Source organism: Betaproteobacteria bacterium, from assembly GCA_009377585.1.
Taxonomy (GTDB): Bacteria; Pseudomonadota; Gammaproteobacteria; order Burkholderiales; family WYBJ01; genus WYBJ01.
Map to the genome: position 1 here is coordinate 47,503 of WHTS01000016.1, position 18,447 is coordinate 65,949.

Below are 18,447 nucleotides of genomic sequence, written 5' to 3' on the forward strand. Positions count from 1 at the left end.
GCGGGCCGTTGCTCGCGAGCAGCATGGTGTAGCCGTCGGGATTGCTCTTGGCGACCAGCGAAACCCCGATGATGCCGCCCGCTCCGGTACGATTGTCCACGACCACGGTCTGCCCCCAGCGCTCGCCCAGGGCTTGCCCGATGAGCCGGGCGATGATGTCGGTGCCTCCGCCCGGTGCGTACGGCACCACCAGCCGGATCGGTTTGCTGGGATAGCTCTCCGCCGCCCAGGCCAATGGCGCGAGACTCGATCCGATCCCCAGGGCCAAGACGGCGGCGCGAGCTTTCATTGTGAATCTCACTGTCCTGCTCCTCCTCACTGTTCGTCCGTTGCGGACGCAGGCCCAAGCTTACTGCCTTGGCCGCACGGATGCAGCAAGGACTAGAATCGCCGGACTTGCGGATCTACGGAGTGGAATCGAATGAGCAAACGAATCGCCGTCGTCGGCGCCGGGGCGATCGGCAGCAGCGTGGCCGCCGATCTCACGGCAGCCGGCCATGACGTGACCATCATCGATCAGTGGCCGGCCCAGGTCGAGGCGATGAAACGCGCGGGCCTTCGCATCGTGATGCCCGACCTGGAGGTGCGCACGCCGATGCGCGCGCTGCACCTGTGCGAGCTCGCCGCGCACGATCCGGCCTTCGACATCGTGCTGATGGCGGTGAAGTCGTACGACACGCGCTGGCTGGCGGAGCTGATCAAGCCATACCTCGCGCCCGACGGTTGGTTCGTCGGTGTGCAGAACAGCATGAACGACGACACGATCGCCTCGATCGTCGGGCGCGAGCGGGTCGTGGGCTGCTCGCTGGAATTGTCGGCCGAGATCTTCACGCCGGGCATCGTCCAGCGCAACACCTCGCGCACCGGCACCTGGTTCGGTCTCGGCGAGCTCGACGGCAAGCTCACCAAACGCGTCTACGAGCTGGAAGCGCTCTTCCGCAACATCGGTAAAGTGACGGTGACGAGCAACATCTACGGCACCAAGTGGACCAAGCTCATCGCCAACACGATGACCATGGGCCCGTTCGGCCTGCTGGGGCTGAAGAACTGGGAGGCGGCCGAGCTGCCGGGGATGTTCGAGATCTCGGTCCGGCTGGGACGTGAGTCGGTCGCGGTCGGTCAGGCCCTCGGCTACCGCATGGAACCGGTGTTCGGGCTGCTCGCCGACGAATTCGCCGGCGCGACCGACGAGGTGCTGATCACCGCGATGAAGACGCTGCTCGGCCACGTCGGGCGCAACTCGCGCACGGCGGTCGTGCACGACAACCTCAAGGGTCGGCGCACCGAGCTCGAATACATCAGCGGGCTGGTCGCTCGCAAGGGCGCCGAGCTCGGCATCCCGACGCCGTGCAATACGGCGGTGGCCGAGATCGATCGCGAAATCCATCAGGGCAAGCGCACCATGGATGCGTCGAATTTCGAGCGGCTGAAAGAGCTGATCGCCCGCTATTCGTGAGCGCGCCGGTCAGCCCGCCGTACGACGGGCCGACGAACGGCGTCGCACGCGGGCGGCGCGACGCGGCTATCGGGACCTCGTTCCCCTCCATGCGCCGAGGGCAAGGCAGGCCCAGCCGGCCAGCAGCGCGACGCCGCCGAACGGCGTGATCGCGCCGAGCCAGGTCGTGCCGAGGAGGACGAGAAGATAGAGGCTGCCGGAAAAAATCAGCGTGCCCGCGATGAAGAGCCCGCCCGCTGCACGCGCGAGCCGGCCCGGCCAGCGCCCGTGCACCCAGGCCACCGCGAACAGCGCGAGCGCGTGGTACATCTGGTAGCGCACGCCGACCTCGAACGTGGCGAGCGCCTGCGCTTCCAGTTGCGCTTTAAGCGCATGCGCTCCGAACGCGCCCATGCCGACGCCGGCGAGCGCAAGCAGGCATCCGGCGAGGACGAAGAACCGTTCCATTTCAACCGTGGCAAGAGCGTTCGGGACGGGCGAGAGCATGGTTCGCAGGCGGCACAGCATTGTCACACACGCCCGGATCATCGCCGGAAAAGTCGAAATACGGAAGGCTCGATCGAGAGCGTACCTTGGAAACGAAGCGGTGGTCCAACTGATCATTGGTCGTTCGTCGATTGAAATCATTGTCCTGATTCCTGCAACGACATTGTTCCGCCCGACCGGTTAATGCCGCCTATTGTCTTACAGTAAGGGCCATGCGGCTGGCCGGCCATTTGCCCCGCGGCCAGGAGCATGCCGTCCTGGGATATATGCAGTATGTGCCGTGGTTCGATCGCGATCGACATTCACTGTCGGCAGCGGTTAGCTCAACGTGCGGAGCTTCGACCCGCACTCGACTCATGCAAATGTTTGACCTGATGTATCGCGATATCAAGCGCGAAGATGCGATGTCTCTTGCTTCCCACCTGCAATCCGAACATAGCTCGGTTTCGATTCGTTCGTTTTGTCGGGGTGCGTCGTAAGCGCCTTGCCTGCCGGCGTCGCATACGACCTCTTCGGTAACTACCAGGCAATCATGCTGCTTGGCGCAGCGGGCTTCGAGCGCGGTGCGGTTCTGGTGATCTTCCTGCCGCCAACGGCGGCACCAAGGAGTTCATGACCACCGCCCGGTATGGCGCCACCCTCCGCCTCCCAGCGCTCGATGGCCAGTCGATAGGATTTCCTGTCCATGGCACCGTGTCGTGAAACGAATGTCGGCATGTCGCTGTTCGCGAAGTCGTAGTATTCCGATAACGACGTCGAAATATGCATGGTAGGACCGTCCTCTTGGTGATTGTGCCAGTGTGCTCAGATCGATCGAGTATACGGGCGGCTCCTTGTGCCGATAAGTCCGCTTCGGCGAATAAGATCGTTTCCATGGCGTATCCGGATCGATCTCGCGGCACTCTCGCCTCACTCGACGCTCAACACGGCCGTGCATCGCCATGATTGCGAGCTCTCGCCGTATGTGAGGGCATGCAGCATACGATGCACGATTGTCGTCGCGCGCTGCCCTGATCGGGGAATCGGAGGGTGCGGAGGTCGAACTGCCGCTCCCGCACGGGCAGACCCGCCGCATCCGGCTCCTGGATGTCCTCTATCAGCCGGAGGCCAAGGGTGACCTGGATCTTTGAATGATGACTTCGGTGCCAGGGATGCCATGTACTGCGGCGGATGGACCCCCTTTGTATGAGCTTTGCGCGCTGAGCGCGACGGTGACCCAGTCAAGGGCGCGGGTGCCGTACGCAAGCAGTCTTGGCCGGTGCCCGGCAACAGTTGCACCCGAACCACTGGCGCTGCTATGATTGGTACGGAATCTGTACCAGATGCTACAACCCATCACATGGCGATCGTCGCGATGAGCGCCGTATTCGAGACCGCAGCGGGGGTGGACCTGCGCCAGCGGGGAAACCGCGAGCGCTTGGCGCGCATGATCGTGGCCCTGTTCGATCACTGGGGCCTCGCGCCCGCCGATCAGGCGCTGCTGCTCGGACTTTCGCCCGACTCGCGCGCCACCGTCGCGCGCTACCGCAAAGGCGAGCCGCTGGCAGACAGTGCGGATCTGCTGGCGCGGGCCGGGCACCTGCTCGGCATCCACAAGGCGCTGCGCATCCTGTTCCCGCACGATGCCGACCTCGCCTACCGCTGGGTCGGCACGCCCAATCGCCGCTTCGACGATCGCATGCCGCTGGAGATCATGAAGCGAGGATACGAAGGCATCCTGGCGGTACGCCGCTATCTGGACTTCGAGCGCGGCCGCTGAATGCCGCGCCGTGTATCCCGAGCTCATCACGCACGCGGTGGATTTCCACGCCGACCTGGTGCGCAACATCAAGGGCATTCGCGTCTCGCAGAACCTGTTCGACGATCTTTCGGACAGCACCGAGGATCAGGCGGTGGCGATGGCAGCCGAGCTGGCGAGCCGGGTGCCGAGCGATGCGCCGCTTCTGACGCGTCCCTTCGACTACGGCGCTGCGGCTGCCTACCCGTTCGTGAGCTTCAATGCACACTCGACGCGCTTCTCCGACGGCCTCGACTATGGTGTCTGGTACGGCTCGCTCGAGCTCGAAACGACGGTCCACGAAACGGTTCATCATTGGCGCGAGTTCCTCGCTGCGAGCTTCGCCACCGAAGATCGCGAGATCGTGTCCGAGCGGCGTGTGCTGCAAGCCCGCTGCGATGCCATATTGATCGACTTGCGCAGCAAGGATCGGCGCGAGAAGCGGCTGGTCGACCGGCACGACTACCGCTTCACCCACGCGCTTGGGCGCTACTTGAAGCAGCAGAACCAGAACGGGCTGATGGTGCGCTCGGCGCGCTGCGAAGGCGTGAACGCTGCCCTCTTCAACCCTCGCGTCCTGTCGCGGGCACGCGATCTGTGCTTCCTCACCTATCGCACCAATCCCAGCAGGGACGTGGTGCGGGTGGAACGCACGCCCGGGCGCAAGTGGCTGGAGATCAAGCCGAGCACGCTGCGTTGACCGGTGTCGCGGCCGCTTCTCCTCTCTCATGGTGATGGACGCTACGACCGGCTGATCGGCCGGCTCGTATGCTAATCTGGCCCCCTACCCGGCTCGAGCCATCCACGACGCGAAACCGACATGCGCCACATCGCATCGGATGCTTCGTGTGTCACGCGTGCAGGGTTGAGCACACGCGGCTCGAAGCCAACGGGCCATGCCGGTGTGCCGACGCCGATACCGCCTCGCAGCACGTTTCGGAGCGATGCCAGTGGATTTTGCGCTGACCGCGGAACAGGAGTTGATGCGCGACTCGATGCGCCGCCTGGTGGCGCGCGAGATCGAACCGTTGCTTGCCCAACATCCTGCCGACCGCAGTCTGCCGAAGCCGGCTTTCCTGCACGCGCTCGCCTGCCTGGCCGATCTGGGACTCACCGCCGCGCGCCTGCCCGAAGCACTGGGTGGCAGCGGCATCGGGATGCTCGATTACGGCATCATGCTCGAGCAATTGCCGCCGCAAGTAGCGGTAACGCTCATCGGGCACGAAGCGTCGAGCGCGCGCCTGTATGCCGACGGTAACGACGAGCAGCGTGCACGCCTGCTGCCGGATTTCGTCGCCGGCCGCAAGCTCCTCTGCACCGGCTCCACCGAGCCCGACACCGGCTCCGATCCGCGCGGCGTGAAAACCCGCCTCAGCCGCGCCGGTGGCCGGCTCATCCTCAACGGTCGCAAGATGTGGATCACCAACGTGAGCGCCTGCGACGCCATTCTCGTGACCTGCCTGGATCTGCGCGAGAACGACGCGGGCACCAAGGTCATCAAGGTCGTGGTGGAGCGCGACCGCTCGCCGTTCGAAGCGCGCGAGATCGACACCATCGGGCTCAAGCAGGGTCTGCTCGGCGAAGCCGTGTTCGAGGACTGCACGATCGATCCCGCCAACGTGGTTGCGAACGCGGCCGGCGGCACCGAGATCCTGAAGGCGAGCTGGGCGGTCAATCGCCCGCTGTTCGGGCTGCTCGCCGTGCACCTCGCGCAGCGCGCATTCGACCTGGCGCTCGACTATGCCAAGGTACGCAGGCAGTTCGGCAAACCGATCGGCGCGCACCAGCTGGTGCAGAAGAACCTGTCGGATATCGCCACCGCCATCACGACGAGCCGGCTGCTGTGCTATTACGCGCTTTCCATGATCGACCACGGCGCGGCAGCCGAAGGCGTGGCGGCAATGGCGAAACGCTATGCGCAGAATGCCTGCCAGGAAGCGGTGTGGCAGGCGATGAACGTCCTGGGCGCCATGGGGCTGTCGGCCGAAGCCAGGGTCGAAGCGCTCTACCGCGACGTGCGCATGATCGCGATCCCCGACGGCACCAACGAGATTCTCGCGCTCATCCACGGGCGCGACCTGACCGGGCTGGAGGCTTTTCGCGGCCTGCCTGCGCGCTCGAGCTGATCTGGATCCTCCTGCGTTCGCGCCACTTCGCGCTATCACGGTGCCGGAAAAGAATTCGATGCAATGAGGAAGCGATGACCGCGATGACCACACAGCACGACGCTGCCGGCAAGCCGCTGCCGCTCGCCGGGGTGAAAGTGATCGACTTCAGCCGCCTGCTGCCCGGCCCGTTCGCGACCATGATGCTGGGGGAGCTCGGCGCGGACGTGATCAAGGTCGAGCAGCCTGGAATCGGCGACCCGAGCCGTCACAATCACCCGCGCTATCGCCAGGAAAGCGTCTACTTCCACGCCACCAACGGCAACAAGCGCAGCATCGCGCTCGACTTGGCAACCACGGCCGGCAAGGAGGTCGCCGCGCGGCTGCTGCGCTGGGGCGACGTGGCGGTGGAATCGTTCCGGCCCGGCGTCGCGGCGCGTCTGGGCATGGACTATGCGCGCGCGCAGGCGATCAATCCACGCATCATCTATTGCTCGATCACGGGCTTCGGCCAGAGCGGGCCGCTCGCGCATATCGCCGGGCACGATCTCGCCATCCAGGCGCTCACGGGGCTCATGGGCTGCTCGCCGGATGGTGAGGCGCCGGTGCCCGGCTTCCAGGCCGCCGATTTCGCCGGCTCGCTCTATGCCGTGATCGGCATCCAGGCAGCACTCGCGCAGCGCGCGCAGACCGGCGCCGGCTGCGAGGTCGACCTCGCCATGTTCGAGGCGCTGTTCAACATGTGTTTCCTTCCGTTGAGCTCGGCCTTCGCGCAGCGGGCCGGCCACAGCGGCGAGCCGCGCATGGAATCGTTCGGCGCCAACCCGCGCTACGCCACCTACCGCACCCAGGACGGCCGCCAGGTGGCGATCACGCTGCTCGAAACCAAGGCGTGGCGCGAGTTCTGCGCCCGCATCGGCCGGCCCGATCTGGTATCTGCGGACGAGACGCCGGCGGACCGCCTCGGCAACCACGGCGAGCGCGCACCGGCCTACCGGGCAGCGCTGGCCGAATATTGTGCGACGCAGACATGGGACGAGCTCATGCGACAGATGGCGCAAACCGGCATCGCCATCTGCCCGGTCGCAGCGCCCGCCGATGCGGTGGGCCTCGCCCACGTGGCTGCGCGCGACATGGTGGGGCGCATCGAGCACCCGATCGAGGGCAGCATTCCGCAGTTCGTGAATCCACTGTGGCGTGCGGGCCTCGCGCGCAAGCAGCATCGGCCGGCGCCGGTGTTGGGCGAGCATACGCGCGAGATTCTGCAGACGCTCGGCTATGCGCCTGCCGAGATCTCGCAACTGACAGCGGACAAGGCGGTGGTACAAGGTTGATCCATCGCAGCCCGCGAGCGCTATGATGATCGCTTCGCGCCAGCACTGGAGAGAGTCGATGAGCGCCGCAATCTCGAACACCCGAACGATCGCCGCCTTCGTCGCCGGGGTGCGCCAACGCGAGCTTCCGCCGGAAGTCCTCGATACCGCCCGTCTCTGTCTCGCCGACTGGACCGGCGTCGCGCTCGGCGCGCTGGACGAGCCGGCGGCGCGCGTCGTGCACGAAACCAGCAAGCAATGGCACAGCAGCGGCCGCTCCACCGTGCTCCTGGGCGGAGCCGCGGCCGCGCCGGTCGCCGCGCTGTGCAACGGCACGGCTGCCCACTGCCTGGATTTCGACGATACTTATGTCGCAGGCATAACTCACATCAGCGCCCCGGTGTGGGCGGCGACCCTGGCGCTCGGCGAGGAAGTGGGTGCCAGCGAGCAGCAGTTGCTCACGGCATTCATCGCGGGTTTCGAGACGGCGGCGCGCGCGGGCTTCGGGCTGGGCGAGCTCGTGACCGCCCGCGGCTGGCATGGCACCGGCGTGTTCGGGCGGATCGGCGCCGCGGCGGCCGCCTGCGTGCTGCTCGAGCTGGACGCGCAAGCCGTTCGCCATGCCCTCGGCGCAGCCGCCACGCAGGCAAGCGGCCTCACCGCATCGTTCGGCACCATGGCCAAGCCTTTCCACGCCGGCAAGGCGGCGATGGACGGCGTCATCGCCGCGCAGCTCGCGGCCAAGGGGTTTCACGCCGCCGAAGGACTGCTCGACGCCGGTGCGGGCCTCGACAGCGCGCTCATTCAGGACCGGTCGGCAACCATACGGCCCGCGGATTTCTCCGGCTGGGAGATCCTCAACAACAGTTTCAAGCCCTATGCGGCATGCCATCTGACGCACCCGGCCATCGATTGCGCGAAGCAGGTGCTCGAATCCCGGGCCGACGTGGCGTCCGCGCGCGCCGTCAGGCTCGATGTCGGCGCGCTGGCGAAACAGGTAACCGGAGACAAGAGCGGCGCGCCCACCACCCCGCTCGAAGGCAAGTTCGATCTGAAGTATTGCGTGGCGCTCGCGCTGCATGGACATACGCTGTCGGCGGCCGACTTTCGCGAGCCGATGCAGCTCGATCCCGCCGTGGCCGCGACCGCGAGCCGCATTGAAGTCAATGCCGACCCGCGTTACGGCTTCGCATCGGCGCGCCTGCAAGCCGATATGGAGAACGGCACGCCGATCGTGGTGGAGGTGGACACAGCCAGGGGTCATCCGGGAAATCACATGCGCTGGAGCGACATGCACGACAAGTTCATCGGCCTCACGGACTTTGCCGAGCGCGCAGCGCGCGACGACCTGTTCCAGCGCCTGCAACGCTTCGGCGCGCAGCCGAAGGCCGATGTGTTGCATCGAGCGGCCGACATCGCGCGCGCCACGACGGCTCGATGAGGCAACCGCTCGACGGCGTCGAGATCCTCGAATGCGGCGATCGGATCGCCGTCAGTGCCTGCGGCAGCGTGCTGCTTGCGCTCGGCGCCCGCGTCTCGGTCCTCGCATCGGACGAGGCGGCCGCACGGCTGCCTGAGCTGCAGCGGGCCGGCAAGCAGCGGCTGAACGCGGACGATGGGGCACTGCGTGCGGAGTTCGCCCGGGCGCATATCGTCATTACTTCGAGCGATGTGACGCGCATCCCGCGATTCGAGCGCGCGCCATCGCAGATCGTGTGCGACATCACGGCCTACGGAGCGAGCGGCCCGCTCGCCGGCGTGGCGCATTCCGACGCACTGGTGCAGGCGACATCGGGCCTGGCCGACACGACCGGCGAACCGGACGGTCCCCCGGCGCTGTGCCCGTTCCCGCAGACCGAAGGCATCGCCGCACTCTATGCGACCGCCGGCATTCTGGCGGCGTGGCACGTGCGCAGCCGCACGGGTCTGGGTCAGGCGATCGAAATCGCGCTGTTCGATTGCGCCTTCTCGACGCTCTCGACCTTCCTGCCCTTTCACTTCGTCGGCAAGGCGGTCACGCGCTCGGGCAATCGTCACGTGCTCGCATCGCCCTGGAACGCCTTCCGCGCCGGCGACGGCTGGCTTCTGATTTGTACGGGAGCCGACGACCAGTGGAAGCGGTTGTGCGAAGTGATCGAGCGGCCCGACCTGGCGCGCGACCCGCGGCTCGCCAAGGCGGCGGATCGGGTGCAACAGCGCCCGCTCGTCGACGGCGCCGTGCAGGCGTGGATTTCGCGGCTGCGAGCGGCGGACGCGGCCGCAGCGTTGCAGACGCGCGGCATCGCGGCCGGGCCGGTCGTGCCGATGACGTCGCTACAGCACGAGCCCAACATCGCGCACCGTGGGCTGTATACGGCGAGCGGCATGCGCTCGGCGATACGGTACTTCGGTGGACGGACTGGACCCGCATCACCTCTCGCGCCACGGAAGACGCATGCTGAAGCAGGCGCGGCACCGCTCGCCGGCCTCAAGGTCCTCGAAATCGGTCAGTACACGACCGCACCGCTGGTTGCACGCAATCTCGGCGCGCTCGGTGCCGAAGTACTGAAGATAGAACCGCCGGGCGGGGATGCGGCACGCGGCTGGCCGCCGCAGCAGGACGATCAGGGCTACTTCTTTACCTTGAGCAACAGCGACAAGCGCAGCGTCTGCCTCGATTTGCGCGACCCCGGCAATCGCAAACACTTCGCATCGCTGCTGCGCGGCGCCGATGTGTTGGTGGAAAACCTGAAGCCCGGGTCGCTCGACAAGCTCGGATTCGATGCGGCCGAACGCGCCCGCATCAATCCCGCGCTCGTCTATTGCGCGATCTCCGGCTTCGGCGCCGGCTCGGCGTACCCGGGCCGGCCGGCGTTCGACACCGTCATCCAGGCGATGTCCGGCATCATGGATGCGATCCGCGTGAACGGCGTGCCGCAGAAGACGGGCATCTCGTTCGCCGACATCCTGGGCGGATTGTTCGCGTTGATTGCAACGCTGAGCGCGCTGGTGGCACGCAACATGAGCGGCGCCGGCGATGCCATCGACATCTCGATGCAGGACGCAGCCGCCTGGATCACGCAGTGGCAGCGTGCTGGAGTGGACGCTACCCGGGGAGCGCGCGTTGTGCGCTGCGCCGACGGCTACGTTGCTGTGGATGATGGGCACGGTGTCGCCGTGCCCGCCTCCGACGCAGCCGGCATGACTCGTTCTGCGCTGGTGGAACGCCTTACGCGCCAGAACGTCGCGGCGGTGGCCGTTCGCACGGTTGCGGAAGTGGCCGAATCCGAGCAGGTGCGCAGCCGCAACCTCCTCCTGCGCGCGCACGACTCGGCGGGACGCGAGTGGGCGATCTTCACCTGCCCGATACGGTTGGCCGTAACGCCGGCGCGCGCTCGAATGGCAATCGGGCCGCTCGGCGAAGCGAACGCTGCGCTGGCGCTTACGCGACCCGAAAAATTCGACAGGACGTAGAACCCATGACACTAGAAGCCCCGCTACTCCCTCTTGAAATCGGGCGAGCGTTTCTCCAGGAATGCCCTCTGGCCTTCCTTGCGATCCTCGGTGGTGAAGAGCGTCGTCGTGAGCTGGCGCTCGTAGGCAAGCGCGTATTCGAGCGGCATCTCGGCGCCGTTGTTCACGGCCGCCTTCGCATAGGCGATGCTGAGCGGCGCACGCCTTGCATACGACGCCAACCGTTCCAGCGCGCGTGGAATCACACGCTCGGGCGGCACCACCTCGCTCACCAGTCGAATGCGCAGCGCCGTCTCGGCATCGATGAAATCGCCGCTGAACAGAAGCTCCTTGGTCCACTCCGATCCGATCAGGCGCGTCAGGCGCTGCGTGCCGCCGGCGCCGGCGACTGTGCCGATGCGCGAACTGGTAATGCCGAATTGGGCATTGGCCGCCGCGATGCGTATGTCGCAGGCAAGCGCCATTTCCAGCCCACCCGTGACGCAGTAGCCGTGAATGGCGGCGACGACGGGCTTTCCGATCGCTTCGATGCGCGCATTCACGCGCCGGAAAAGATCCAGCCACTTGCGCGTATCCTCGACCGAGCCGATCGCCAGCGCTTCCTTGAGATCGCCGCCGGTCGAGAACACCTGGTCGCTGCCGGTGAGGACGATACCGCGCACCGCTGGGTCGTCGTCGAGCTGCGCGATCGCGCGGTCGATCGCCTCGAACAGCTCGCGGCTCAACGCGTTCTGCTTCTCCGGCCGGTTCATGCGCACGATGGCCGAAGTGCCGTCGCGCTCGATGAGAACGAGATCCGACATGTTGTTCATCCCAGGCAGGCGTAGCCGCCGTTGACGCTCAGGATCTGGCCGGTGATGTGGCGGCCTGCTTCCGAAGCGAGATACACCACCGCATTGGCCACGTCGTCCGGCTCGCCGAGCCGGCGCAGCGCGTACGCGCGCTTGACGCGCTCTTCGCGCTCGGCCGCCTTTTCCGCGCCGATGTTCTCACGCAACTGGCGCAGCATTTCCATGCGCATCGGAGAATTGGTGGCGCCCGGGGAAACGGCGTTGACGTTGATGTTGTGCCGCCCGATTTCTTTCGCGATCGACTTGGTGAACGCGATGACCCCGCCCTTGGCCGCGGAATAATTGCACTGCCGTTCCTGCCCGACCCGCGCCGCGTCCGTCACGATATTGACGACTTTGCCGTAGCGCCGTTCGATCATCCCGGGCAGGACCGCGCGCGCGCAGTTCATGGTGCCGTAAAGAATGACCTTGATCTCCTTGTCGCAGGTCTGCGGATCGGTGTCGAGGAACAGCTCGTGATTGAGCAGCAGCGCGGCATTGTTCACCAGCACGTCGATTCGGCCGAGCTTGCGTTCGACCTCCGCCGCCATCGCGCGCGTCGCGTCGAGATCGGTGATGTCGTATTTCGCACCCATCGCGCGCCCGCCCGCGGCTTCCACAAGACGGATCGTCTCCGCGATGCCCGCATCGTTCACGTCGTTCACCGCGACGCTGGCGCCCTCGGCCGCGAACGCGAGCGCGATCGTGCGTCCGATACCTCCGCCGCTGCCGGTCACGAGCGCGACCCGGTCTGTCAGTCCCAGTTCCACTTCGCTCTCCTCGCCGAGGTCGGGACTATGCTGCAGTCACCGCCAGGCTGGCCCACCCGTATCGCCACGCTCGCGGCGGCGAAACCATACACCCAGGCGCTGCGCGTTACGCCAGAAAAGCCAGGCGATCATGCCAGTACGTGCTCGAGCATATACGGCATGATCCCGCCGGCCCGGCAATAGTCGATCTCGGCCGGCGTGTCGAGCCGCAGCATCAAGGGCACCGCATCGATCGCACCGTTCGACCGATGAATGCGCAGCGTGAGCTCCGGACCCGGATTCGTCACCCGATTCAACCCCTCGATGTCGAAATGCTCATTGCCGTCGAAGCCGAGCCTGGCTGCCGTGACACCGGCCGGCAGCTGGCAAGGCAGCACCCCCATGCCCACCAGGTTGCTGCGATGAATGCGCTCGAAGCTCGACGCAACGATTGCACGCACACCCAGAAGGCGCGTCGCCTTCGCTGCCCAGTCGCGGGCGCTGCCGGTGCCGTACTCCTCGCCCGCGATCACGATCAGCGGCACCGCTCCAGCGGCATAGCGCATGGCGGCGTCGTAGATCGCCATCCGCTCGCCGCTCGGACAGTGCACCGTCACCCCGCCCTCGATACCCGGCACCATGCGGTTGCGCAGGCGCACGTTGGCAAAACCGCCGCGCACCATCACCTCGTGATTCATGCGCCGCGCGCCGTAGTTGTTGAAATCCTTCGGTGCGACGCCGAGCGACTGCAGGTAAAGGCCCGCCGGCGAATCGGTCTTGATGTGTCCGATCGGACTGATGTGATCGGTCGTGATCGAATCGCCCAGGATCGCGAGCGCGCGCAGCCCTTTCAGGTCGCGCAGGCTCGACTCGAGCAGGTCAGGAGCGGAGACGAATGGCGGCTCCTTGATGTAGCCCGAAGCCGCATCCCAGGGATAGATCGGCCCTTGCGCTTGCGGAATCGCTCGCCACAGTGGATTCGAATCGACGAAGTCCGCGCGGTAGACGGCGCGATAGTGCTCGGGATCGCGCGCAGCCGCGGCGACGCGTTCGAGCTCCTCGTGTGAAGGCCAAAGGTCGCGCAGGAAAACCGGCTCTCCGTCGGGCCCTGCACCCAAGGATTCGCAGCTGAAATCAATGTCGGCGCGGCCCGCAAGCGCGAACGCGACCACCAGCGGAGGGCTTGCCAGGAATGCGGCACGCACCGCCGGATGAATACGCGCTTCGAAATTGCGATTGCCGGAAAGCACTGCGCACGCCACGACATCTTGCTCGTCGATGGAGCGCTCCAGGCCGGCGTCGATCGGCCCCGAGCTGCCAAAGCAGGTTGCGCAACTGTAGCCGGCCACCGCGAAGCCGAGCGCGTCCAGGTCGGTCTGCAATCCCGTCGCATCGAGGTACCTGCTCACCGCCACCGAGCCGGGCGTGAGCGAGGTCTTGACCCAGGGCTTCGTCTTCAAGCCGAGGGCGACGGCGTTCCTCGCTACCAGGCCGGCCGCGAGCATGACGCCGGGATTGGACGTATTGGTGCACGAGGTGATCGCCGCGATGACGACGGCGCCGTCGCGAAGACGAGTCGCGGCGGGCGATGGCGAGCGGACGATGTCCGCATCCTTGCCGTAGCCGCCTTCGGCGACCGGCTTGCGCAGGCTGTCCGCGAACGCTTGTTTGAGCTCGCTCAACGCAATGCGATCCTGCGGCCTCTTCGGCCCCGCCACGCTCGGCACGACCGCCGCGAGATCCAGCTCGAGCACCTGGCTGAAATCCACCTCGGCCGCACGTGCGGCGCCGAACAGACCCTGCCGGCGCAAATACGCTTCGGCGATCGCAATCGCCTGCGGGTCGCGACCGGTCTGAGCCAGATAGGCGAGCGTCACCTCGTCGACTGGAAAGTAGCCGATCGTGCCGCCGTACTCGGGCGCCATGTTGGCGATGGTCGCGCGGTCGGGAACGGTGAGCCGCTTGACCCCCTCGCCGAAGAACTCGACGAATTTCCCGACCACCTTGGCCTGACGCAGCAAGTGCGTGACATGCAGCACGAGATCGGTCGAAGTCACGCCGGACGCAAGCGACCCAGACACGTTCACGCCGACCACGTCCGGTGTGAGCATGACGATCGGCTGCCCCAGTGCCGCCGCCTGGGCCTCGATACCGCCGACACCCCACCCGACCGTCCCGAGCCCGGCGATCATGCCGGTGTGCGAATCGGTGCCCACGAGGCTGTCCGGGTAGCAGGTGCCATCACGCAAAAGCACGCCCGGCGCGAGAAATTCCAGGTTCACCTGGTGCAGGATGCCGAACCCGGGCGGGATGAGGCGGATGCCTTTATACGCCTGCGTCGCCCACTTCACGAAGCGGAAGCGCTCCTCGTTGCGCTCCACCTCGAGCCGCATGTTGCGCTCCAGCGCATCGCGCGTGCCGTGATAGTCGACCATGAGGCTGTGGTCGATCACCATGTCGACCGGCACCCTCGGTTCCACCACAGTCGGATCTCGACCCGCGCGCGCCATTGCTCCTCGCAGCGCCGTGAGATCTCCGAGCAACGGAATGCCTGCCGCACAGTTGAGCACGAGACGCCCGACCACGAACGGAATTTCGCGTGTGCGGACCGCGCCGGGCTGCCAACGCGCCAGGTCGATGACGTGCTCTTCGAGCACGCTGCGTCCGTCGCAGTTGCGCAGCAGCGATTCGAGCACGACGCGCAGCGACACTGGCATGCGCGATACCTTCGTGCCGACCGTCTTTTCGAGTACCGGAAGCGAATACAGGGTCGCGGCGGTTCCGGCCAGCTCGGCCGTCTCTCGACAGGCTGCGCGCAGGCCAGGTGCCATCGCGACGCGCGCTACTCGAACGCCTTGTCGCCCAGCAGCGCCTGGCGGAAACGGTGTTTCAGCCACGCGCCGTCGCGCGGCGGCAGCACGTTGGGCACCGGCTGCGTGCTCACCTTGATGCCGATGAATACCGGCCCTTGCGCTTCGTAGAACAGCGGCATGGCCGCTTCCAGCTCCGGCATCGTGTAGACGGTCGCCGTCTGGCCGAAGCCCGAAGCGCGCGCGATGCCTTCCAGGTCGACGCCGCGTGCGGTGTGCGTCTCCTGCATGCCGGTTTCGCCGTAGCGCTCGTTGTCGATCACCGCCACCACCAGGTTGGGCGGCCCCTGCGTGCCGATGGTGGCGAGGCTGCCGATGCCCATCAGCATGTCGCCGTCGCCGGGCAGCGCGATCACCCGGCGTTGCGGCTGCGCCAGAGCGAGGCCGAGGGCGATCATCGCCGTGCCGCCCATCGCGCCCCACATCTGGAAGGTGAGCGGATGATCGCCGGCGGCCGCCGCATCCCAGGTCGGCGCACCCAGACCCGGCACCACCAACGCGCCGCCGCGATCGCGCAGGATGCGCGCCACCACCTCGCGGCGTTGCAGAACGATTTTGCGTTTCGTCGCCATGGCCGTCCTCACTTCAGGAAGTTCTTGCTGCCGAGCACGCGCTGGCCGATCAGCACGGCGGCGCAGCGGTAAGCGTTGAAGACGAGATCGGACGCCGCCGCGACCGTTTCGACCACACGCTCGGGCTCGTCGACGTCGTAGCACACCACCCCGCACTGTTCGAGGATCGTGCGCGTCGAGCTGCCCATCCAGACTTGCCAGGGATTGAATTCGCCCCATTGGCCGCGCATGGTCACGAGCATGAGCAGCGGAAATCGGCACTCCTGCACCATGCTGAAGAGATTGATGCAGTTGCCGACACCGGAGGATTGCATCAGCAGCACGCCACGCTCGCCGCCCAGCCAGGCACCGGCGAGCATCGAGACGCCTTCTTCCTCGGTCGTGAGCGAGATGGTCGACATCTGCTCGGTGGCCTGACACAGCTTGATCAGCTCGGAGTGCCCGGCGTCGGGCACATACGCCACCTGCCGTACCTTTTGCGCCACCAGGGAACCATAGATGCCGCGCGGCCATGTCGGCGCGGCCGTTTGCTCGCTCAAATCACACCTCCAGCATTTGTCATCGTCGTACCTTGCTCGCTGCTGCGTCCTGGATTCCCGTATTCACGGGAATGACGCTTTCACTTCTTCGCCGCTTCCATCTCCGCGAACGCTTCGCGCGCCAGGCGGAACCCGTCGATGCCTGCGGGCACGCCGGCGTACGCCGCCACCTGCAGCAACACTTCCTTGATCTCCTCCTTGGTCACGCCATTGGCGAACGAGCTGCGGATGTGCAGCTTCAGCTCGTGCGGGCGGTTCATCACCGTCAGCATGGCGATGTTCAGGAGACTTCGTGTCTTGCGCGGCAGGCCCGGGCGCGTCCAGATTGCGCCCCAGGCATTCTCGGTCGCGAGCTCCTGCATCGCCAGGGAAAATTCGTCCGCGCCCTTGATCGACTTCTCGACGTACTCGGCGCCGAGCACTTCCTTGCGTACCGCCAGACCCTTGTCGAACTGTTCGCTTGCCATGTCGTTCTCCTTGCCTGGAATCCATGCTGCAATCGAGTCATTCTCGTGGAAACGGGAATCCAGCCACTTCCTGAAACTCCCGCGTGCGTACGAAATCGCTTCTACCACGCCGGCAGGTCGCTTCCCTCGCAGCGGGAGCGATCCCGATGCGCTTGCGACGATCCCCTACGCGCGCACGATCTCGCGTCGCAGGGTATGCCGCTCGAGCGCGGCCTCGTCGACGACGATGCCGAGCCCAGGACCGGTCGGAACGTCGACGTGGCCATCGCGCACGACGAAGTCCGTGGCCGGCACCAGCGGATCGGGCCCGACGGTGTTCAAACCGAACACGAACTCGCCGGCGCCCATCATGCGCCGCTGCGGGGTTGCCGCATAGAAGTGCGCGGCCGCCGCTGCTTCCAGCTGCGACTGCACGGCCAGGCCGCCGCAATTCAGCTGAATCTCGCAGGCTTCGGCCACCGCGGCGATCTTGCGTGCCGGTGTGAGCCCGCCGATCTTGTAGAGCTTGATGCAATAGGCGTCGCAGGCTCGCGCTCGCGCGAGCGCATACGCGTCCTGCAGCGTGAAGAGCCCCTCGTCGGCCATGACCGGGATACCGCGCGCCGCGCGCCGGATCTCGGCCATGCCCTCCAGGTCGCGCCGCGCGACCGGTTGCTCGATGTAGCCCAGGTCGAGCTCGCGCAGCGCGTCGATCGCGCACAGCGAGTCGGCAAGACTCCAGCCGGTATTGGGATCGACACCGATCACCACGTCGTCGCCGACGGCGCGCCGAACCGTTTCGAAGTTCTTCACGTCCTGGCGCCAGCCGCGCCGGTCCGCCGCCTTGATGCACAGCACCCGCATGCCGAACTCTTCCACCGCGCGCCGCGCCTCAGCCACCATCACGCCGACGTCGTCGGCCATGCTGACCGACCATTCGAGCGGAATGCGCGGCTGGCAGCAACCCCCGATCAGCTTGTGCACCGGCAATTGCGCAGCCTTGCCCATGCAATCGTAGAGCGCGATATCGAGCGCCGCGCGCGCCGCCGGGTTGCCGGCCAGGCGCGCATCGAACGCCGCCGTGATGGTTTCGATATCGAACGGATCCTGGCCGATGAGCGCCGGTCCGTAGATTTCCTGGATCGCGGCCACCATGCTGTGCGTCGTATCGGCGACGAAGTGTCCCGGGCTAATCGCGCGGACCTGGCCCAAGCCGACCACGCCGCCGGCGTAGACCTTCACCAACACCGGCTTGCCGAGCTGCTGCTGCGGCGGACCGGTGTCGTAGCTGCCGCTTGAGAAGATGCGCTTCACCCGCACCGGCAGCTCGGTCACGAAGATCTCGATGCGTTCGATCTTCACGTTTCACCCTCCACTACCAGTTCCTGGTTCAGGCGCGCGATCACGTCCTTCGGCGTTCCGGCCGTGGTGAGGATCCCGAACCAGGTGATCACCTCGAACCCGGGCAGGCCGCTTTCCGCAACCGTCGGATACTGCGGTGCGATGTTGGAGCGCTAAACGCGATCAGCTCCTTCACCGAATGCACGTTCAGCGACGGATGCACCACGCCCAGCAACGGATTCTGCATCGCAGCCGTGATCGTGGCGAAATCCTTCACCGGATCATAACCGACATTGCCGTACTCCTCTGAAAGTGGCTACGTGATGCGATCAGGCCGGGCGCGTCGCCGACCAAACGCGCAAGCTGCCCTTCGCGTGCTCGATGCCGGCTGTGCTCGATACGGACTTGTTGCCGGCCCGAATCTGGTTCATGATGCGGTCGTCCACATCGTGGTCGAAGGAGGGTCCACCGCGTAACGGCGAAAGAGGTCGACGGACAACCACCCCGGCC

Annotated in this window: 18 protein-coding genes; 7 read left to right on the top strand and 11 right to left on the bottom strand. The window is 66.3% G+C overall.

The window, feature by feature from the left end:
* The coding region (locus GEV05_07985) for a tripartite tricarboxylate transporter substrate binding protein (GenBank protein ID MPZ43324.1) at positions 1 to 289 on the bottom strand (289 nt) is incomplete at its 3' end.
* A 132-nt stretch (positions 290 to 421) separates the two neighbouring features.
* On the opposite strand from GEV05_07985, the gene GEV05_07990 reads away from it, so the two are divergent.
* Positions 422 to 1,456 (top strand): 2-dehydropantoate 2-reductase, encoded by a 1,035-nt coding sequence (locus GEV05_07990; GenBank protein ID MPZ43325.1) that lies wholly within the window; start codon positions 422 to 424, stop codon positions 1,454 to 1,456.
* Positions 1,457 to 1,522: 66 nt separating this feature from the next.
* On the opposite strand, the gene GEV05_07995 is transcribed toward GEV05_07990, so the two are convergent.
* Together GEV05_07995 and GEV05_08000 are read right to left on the bottom strand one after the other, a co-directional pair.
* Entirely contained in the window at positions 1,523 to 1,903 is a 381-nt protein-coding gene (locus GEV05_07995; protein ID MPZ43326.1) for a DUF423 domain-containing protein, read from the bottom strand.
* A gap of 558 nt (positions 1,904 to 2,461) precedes the next feature.
* Positions 2,462 to 2,710 carry a hypothetical protein gene (locus tag GEV05_08000; protein MPZ43327.1) on the bottom strand — a complete coding sequence of 83 codons (249 nt, stop codon included), beginning with the start codon at positions 2,708 to 2,710 and terminating at the stop codon, positions 2,462 to 2,464.
* 586 nt (positions 2,711 to 3,296) lie between these two features.
* Here GEV05_08000 and GEV05_08005 point away from each other — a divergent pair.
* The 6 genes from GEV05_08005 (at position 3,297) to GEV05_08030 (ending at position 10,590) form a co-directional block, all read left to right on the top strand.
* A complete protein-coding gene (locus GEV05_08005) occupies positions 3,297 to 3,701 on the top strand; it encodes a DUF2384 domain-containing protein (protein MPZ43328.1) in 405 nt (134 codons plus the stop codon).
* Between the two features lie 10 nt (positions 3,702 to 3,711).
* Positions 3,712 to 4,419, top strand: coding sequence for an RES domain-containing protein (locus GEV05_08010; GenBank protein ID MPZ43329.1), 708 nt, complete (start codon positions 3,712 to 3,714; stop codon positions 4,417 to 4,419).
* A 196-nt stretch (positions 4,420 to 4,615) separates the two neighbouring features.
* Positions 4,616 to 5,845 carry a hypothetical protein gene (locus tag GEV05_08015; GenBank protein ID MPZ43330.1) on the top strand — a complete coding sequence of 410 codons (1,230 nt, stop codon included), beginning with the start codon at positions 4,616 to 4,618 and terminating at the stop codon, positions 5,843 to 5,845.
* 74 nt (positions 5,846 to 5,919) lie between these two features.
* Positions 5,920 to 7,158 (top strand): CoA transferase, encoded by a 1,239-nt coding sequence (locus tag GEV05_08020; GenBank protein ID MPZ43331.1) that lies wholly within the window; start codon positions 5,920 to 5,922, stop codon positions 7,156 to 7,158.
* 22 nt (positions 7,159 to 7,180) lie between these two features.
* On the top strand, positions 7,181 to 8,578 hold the full coding sequence (locus tag GEV05_08025; GenBank protein ID MPZ43332.1) for a hypothetical protein: 1,398 nt from the start codon (positions 7,181 to 7,183) through the stop codon (positions 8,576 to 8,578).
* Positions 8,575 to 10,590 (top strand): CoA transferase, encoded by a 2,016-nt coding sequence (locus GEV05_08030; protein MPZ43333.1) that lies wholly within the window; start codon positions 8,575 to 8,577, stop codon positions 10,588 to 10,590. Before GEV05_08025 ends, GEV05_08030 begins: the two co-directional genes overlap by 4 nt.
* A gap of 23 nt (positions 10,591 to 10,613) precedes the next feature.
* Here the strand turns inward: GEV05_08030 and GEV05_08035 are convergent, their stop codons facing one another.
* The 8 genes from GEV05_08035 to GEV05_08070 form a co-directional block, all read right to left on the bottom strand.
* On the bottom strand, positions 10,614 to 11,402 hold the full coding sequence (locus GEV05_08035; protein MPZ43334.1) for a hypothetical protein: 789 nt from the start codon (positions 11,400 to 11,402) through the stop codon (positions 10,614 to 10,616).
* A complete protein-coding gene (locus tag GEV05_08040) occupies positions 11,399 to 12,226 on the bottom strand; it encodes an SDR family oxidoreductase (GenBank protein ID MPZ43335.1) in 828 nt (275 codons plus the stop codon). Before GEV05_08040 ends, GEV05_08035 begins: the two co-directional genes overlap by 4 nt.
* A 92-nt stretch (positions 12,227 to 12,318) precedes the next feature.
* A complete protein-coding gene (acnA, locus tag GEV05_08045) occupies positions 12,319 to 15,000 on the bottom strand; it encodes an aconitate hydratase AcnA (protein MPZ43336.1) in 2,682 nt (893 codons plus the stop codon).
* A gap of 11 nt (positions 15,001 to 15,011) precedes the next feature.
* Positions 15,012 to 15,611 (bottom strand): aldehyde dehydrogenase, encoded by a 600-nt coding sequence (locus GEV05_08050; GenBank protein ID MPZ43337.1) that lies wholly within the window; start codon positions 15,609 to 15,611, stop codon positions 15,012 to 15,014.
* An 8-nt stretch (positions 15,612 to 15,619) separates the two neighbouring features.
* Positions 15,620 to 16,150 carry a phosphonopyruvate decarboxylase gene (locus tag GEV05_08055; GenBank protein ID MPZ43338.1) on the bottom strand — a complete coding sequence of 177 codons (531 nt, stop codon included), beginning with the start codon at positions 16,148 to 16,150 and terminating at the stop codon, positions 15,620 to 15,622.
* 80 nt (positions 16,151 to 16,230) lie between these two features.
* On the bottom strand, positions 16,231 to 16,617 hold the full coding sequence (locus tag GEV05_08060; GenBank protein MPZ43339.1) for a 4-carboxymuconolactone decarboxylase: 387 nt from the start codon (positions 16,615 to 16,617) through the stop codon (positions 16,231 to 16,233).
* A 165-nt stretch (positions 16,618 to 16,782) separates the two neighbouring features.
* Positions 16,783 to 17,958: a hypothetical protein gene (locus GEV05_08065; protein ID MPZ43340.1), complete on the bottom strand. Its 1,176-nt coding sequence runs from the start codon at positions 17,956 to 17,958 to the stop codon at positions 16,783 to 16,785.
* Positions 17,955 to 18,101, bottom strand: coding sequence for a hypothetical protein (locus tag GEV05_08070; protein MPZ43341.1), 147 nt, complete (start codon positions 18,099 to 18,101; stop codon positions 17,955 to 17,957). The genes GEV05_08065 and GEV05_08070 overlap by 4 nt, the downstream gene beginning before the upstream one ends.
* Between the last annotated feature and the right edge of the window lie 346 nt (positions 18,102 to 18,447).

Excerpts from the sequence above, each read along its gene's own strand:
- GEV05_07990 (MPZ43325.1), top strand. The coding sequence starts at position 422 with ATGAGCAAACGAATCGCCGTCGTCGGCGCCGGGGCGATCGGCAGCAGC.
- GEV05_07995 (MPZ43326.1), bottom strand. The coding sequence starts at position 1,903 with ATGGAACGGTTCTTCGTCCTCGCCGGATGCCTGCTTGCGCTCGCCGGC.
- GEV05_08000 (MPZ43327.1), bottom strand. The coding sequence starts at position 2,710 with ATGCATATTTCGACGTCGTTATCGGAATACTACGACTTCGCGAACAGC.
- GEV05_08005 (MPZ43328.1), top strand. The coding sequence starts at position 3,297 with ATGAGCGCCGTATTCGAGACCGCAGCGGGGGTGGACCTGCGCCAGCGG.
- GEV05_08015 (MPZ43330.1), top strand. The coding sequence starts at position 4,616 with ATGCCGGTGTGCCGACGCCGATACCGCCTCGCAGCACGTTTCGGAGCG.
- GEV05_08020 (MPZ43331.1), top strand. The coding sequence starts at position 5,920 with ATGACCGCGATGACCACACAGCACGACGCTGCCGGCAAGCCGCTGCCG.
- GEV05_08025 (MPZ43332.1), top strand. The coding sequence starts at position 7,181 with ATGATGATCGCTTCGCGCCAGCACTGGAGAGAGTCGATGAGCGCCGCA.
- GEV05_08030 (MPZ43333.1), top strand. The coding sequence starts at position 8,575 with ATGAGGCAACCGCTCGACGGCGTCGAGATCCTCGAATGCGGCGATCGG.
- GEV05_08035 (MPZ43334.1), bottom strand. The coding sequence starts at position 11,402 with ATGAACAACATGTCGGATCTCGTTCTCATCGAGCGCGACGGCACTTCG.
- acnA (MPZ43336.1), bottom strand. The coding sequence starts at position 15,000 with ATGGCACCTGGCCTGCGCGCAGCCTGTCGAGAGACGGCCGAGCTGGCC.
- GEV05_08050 (MPZ43337.1), bottom strand. The coding sequence starts at position 15,611 with ATGGCGACGAAACGCAAAATCGTTCTGCAACGCCGCGAGGTGGTGGCG.
- GEV05_08060 (MPZ43339.1), bottom strand. The coding sequence starts at position 16,617 with ATGGCAAGCGAACAGTTCGACAAGGGTCTGGCGGTACGCAAGGAAGTG.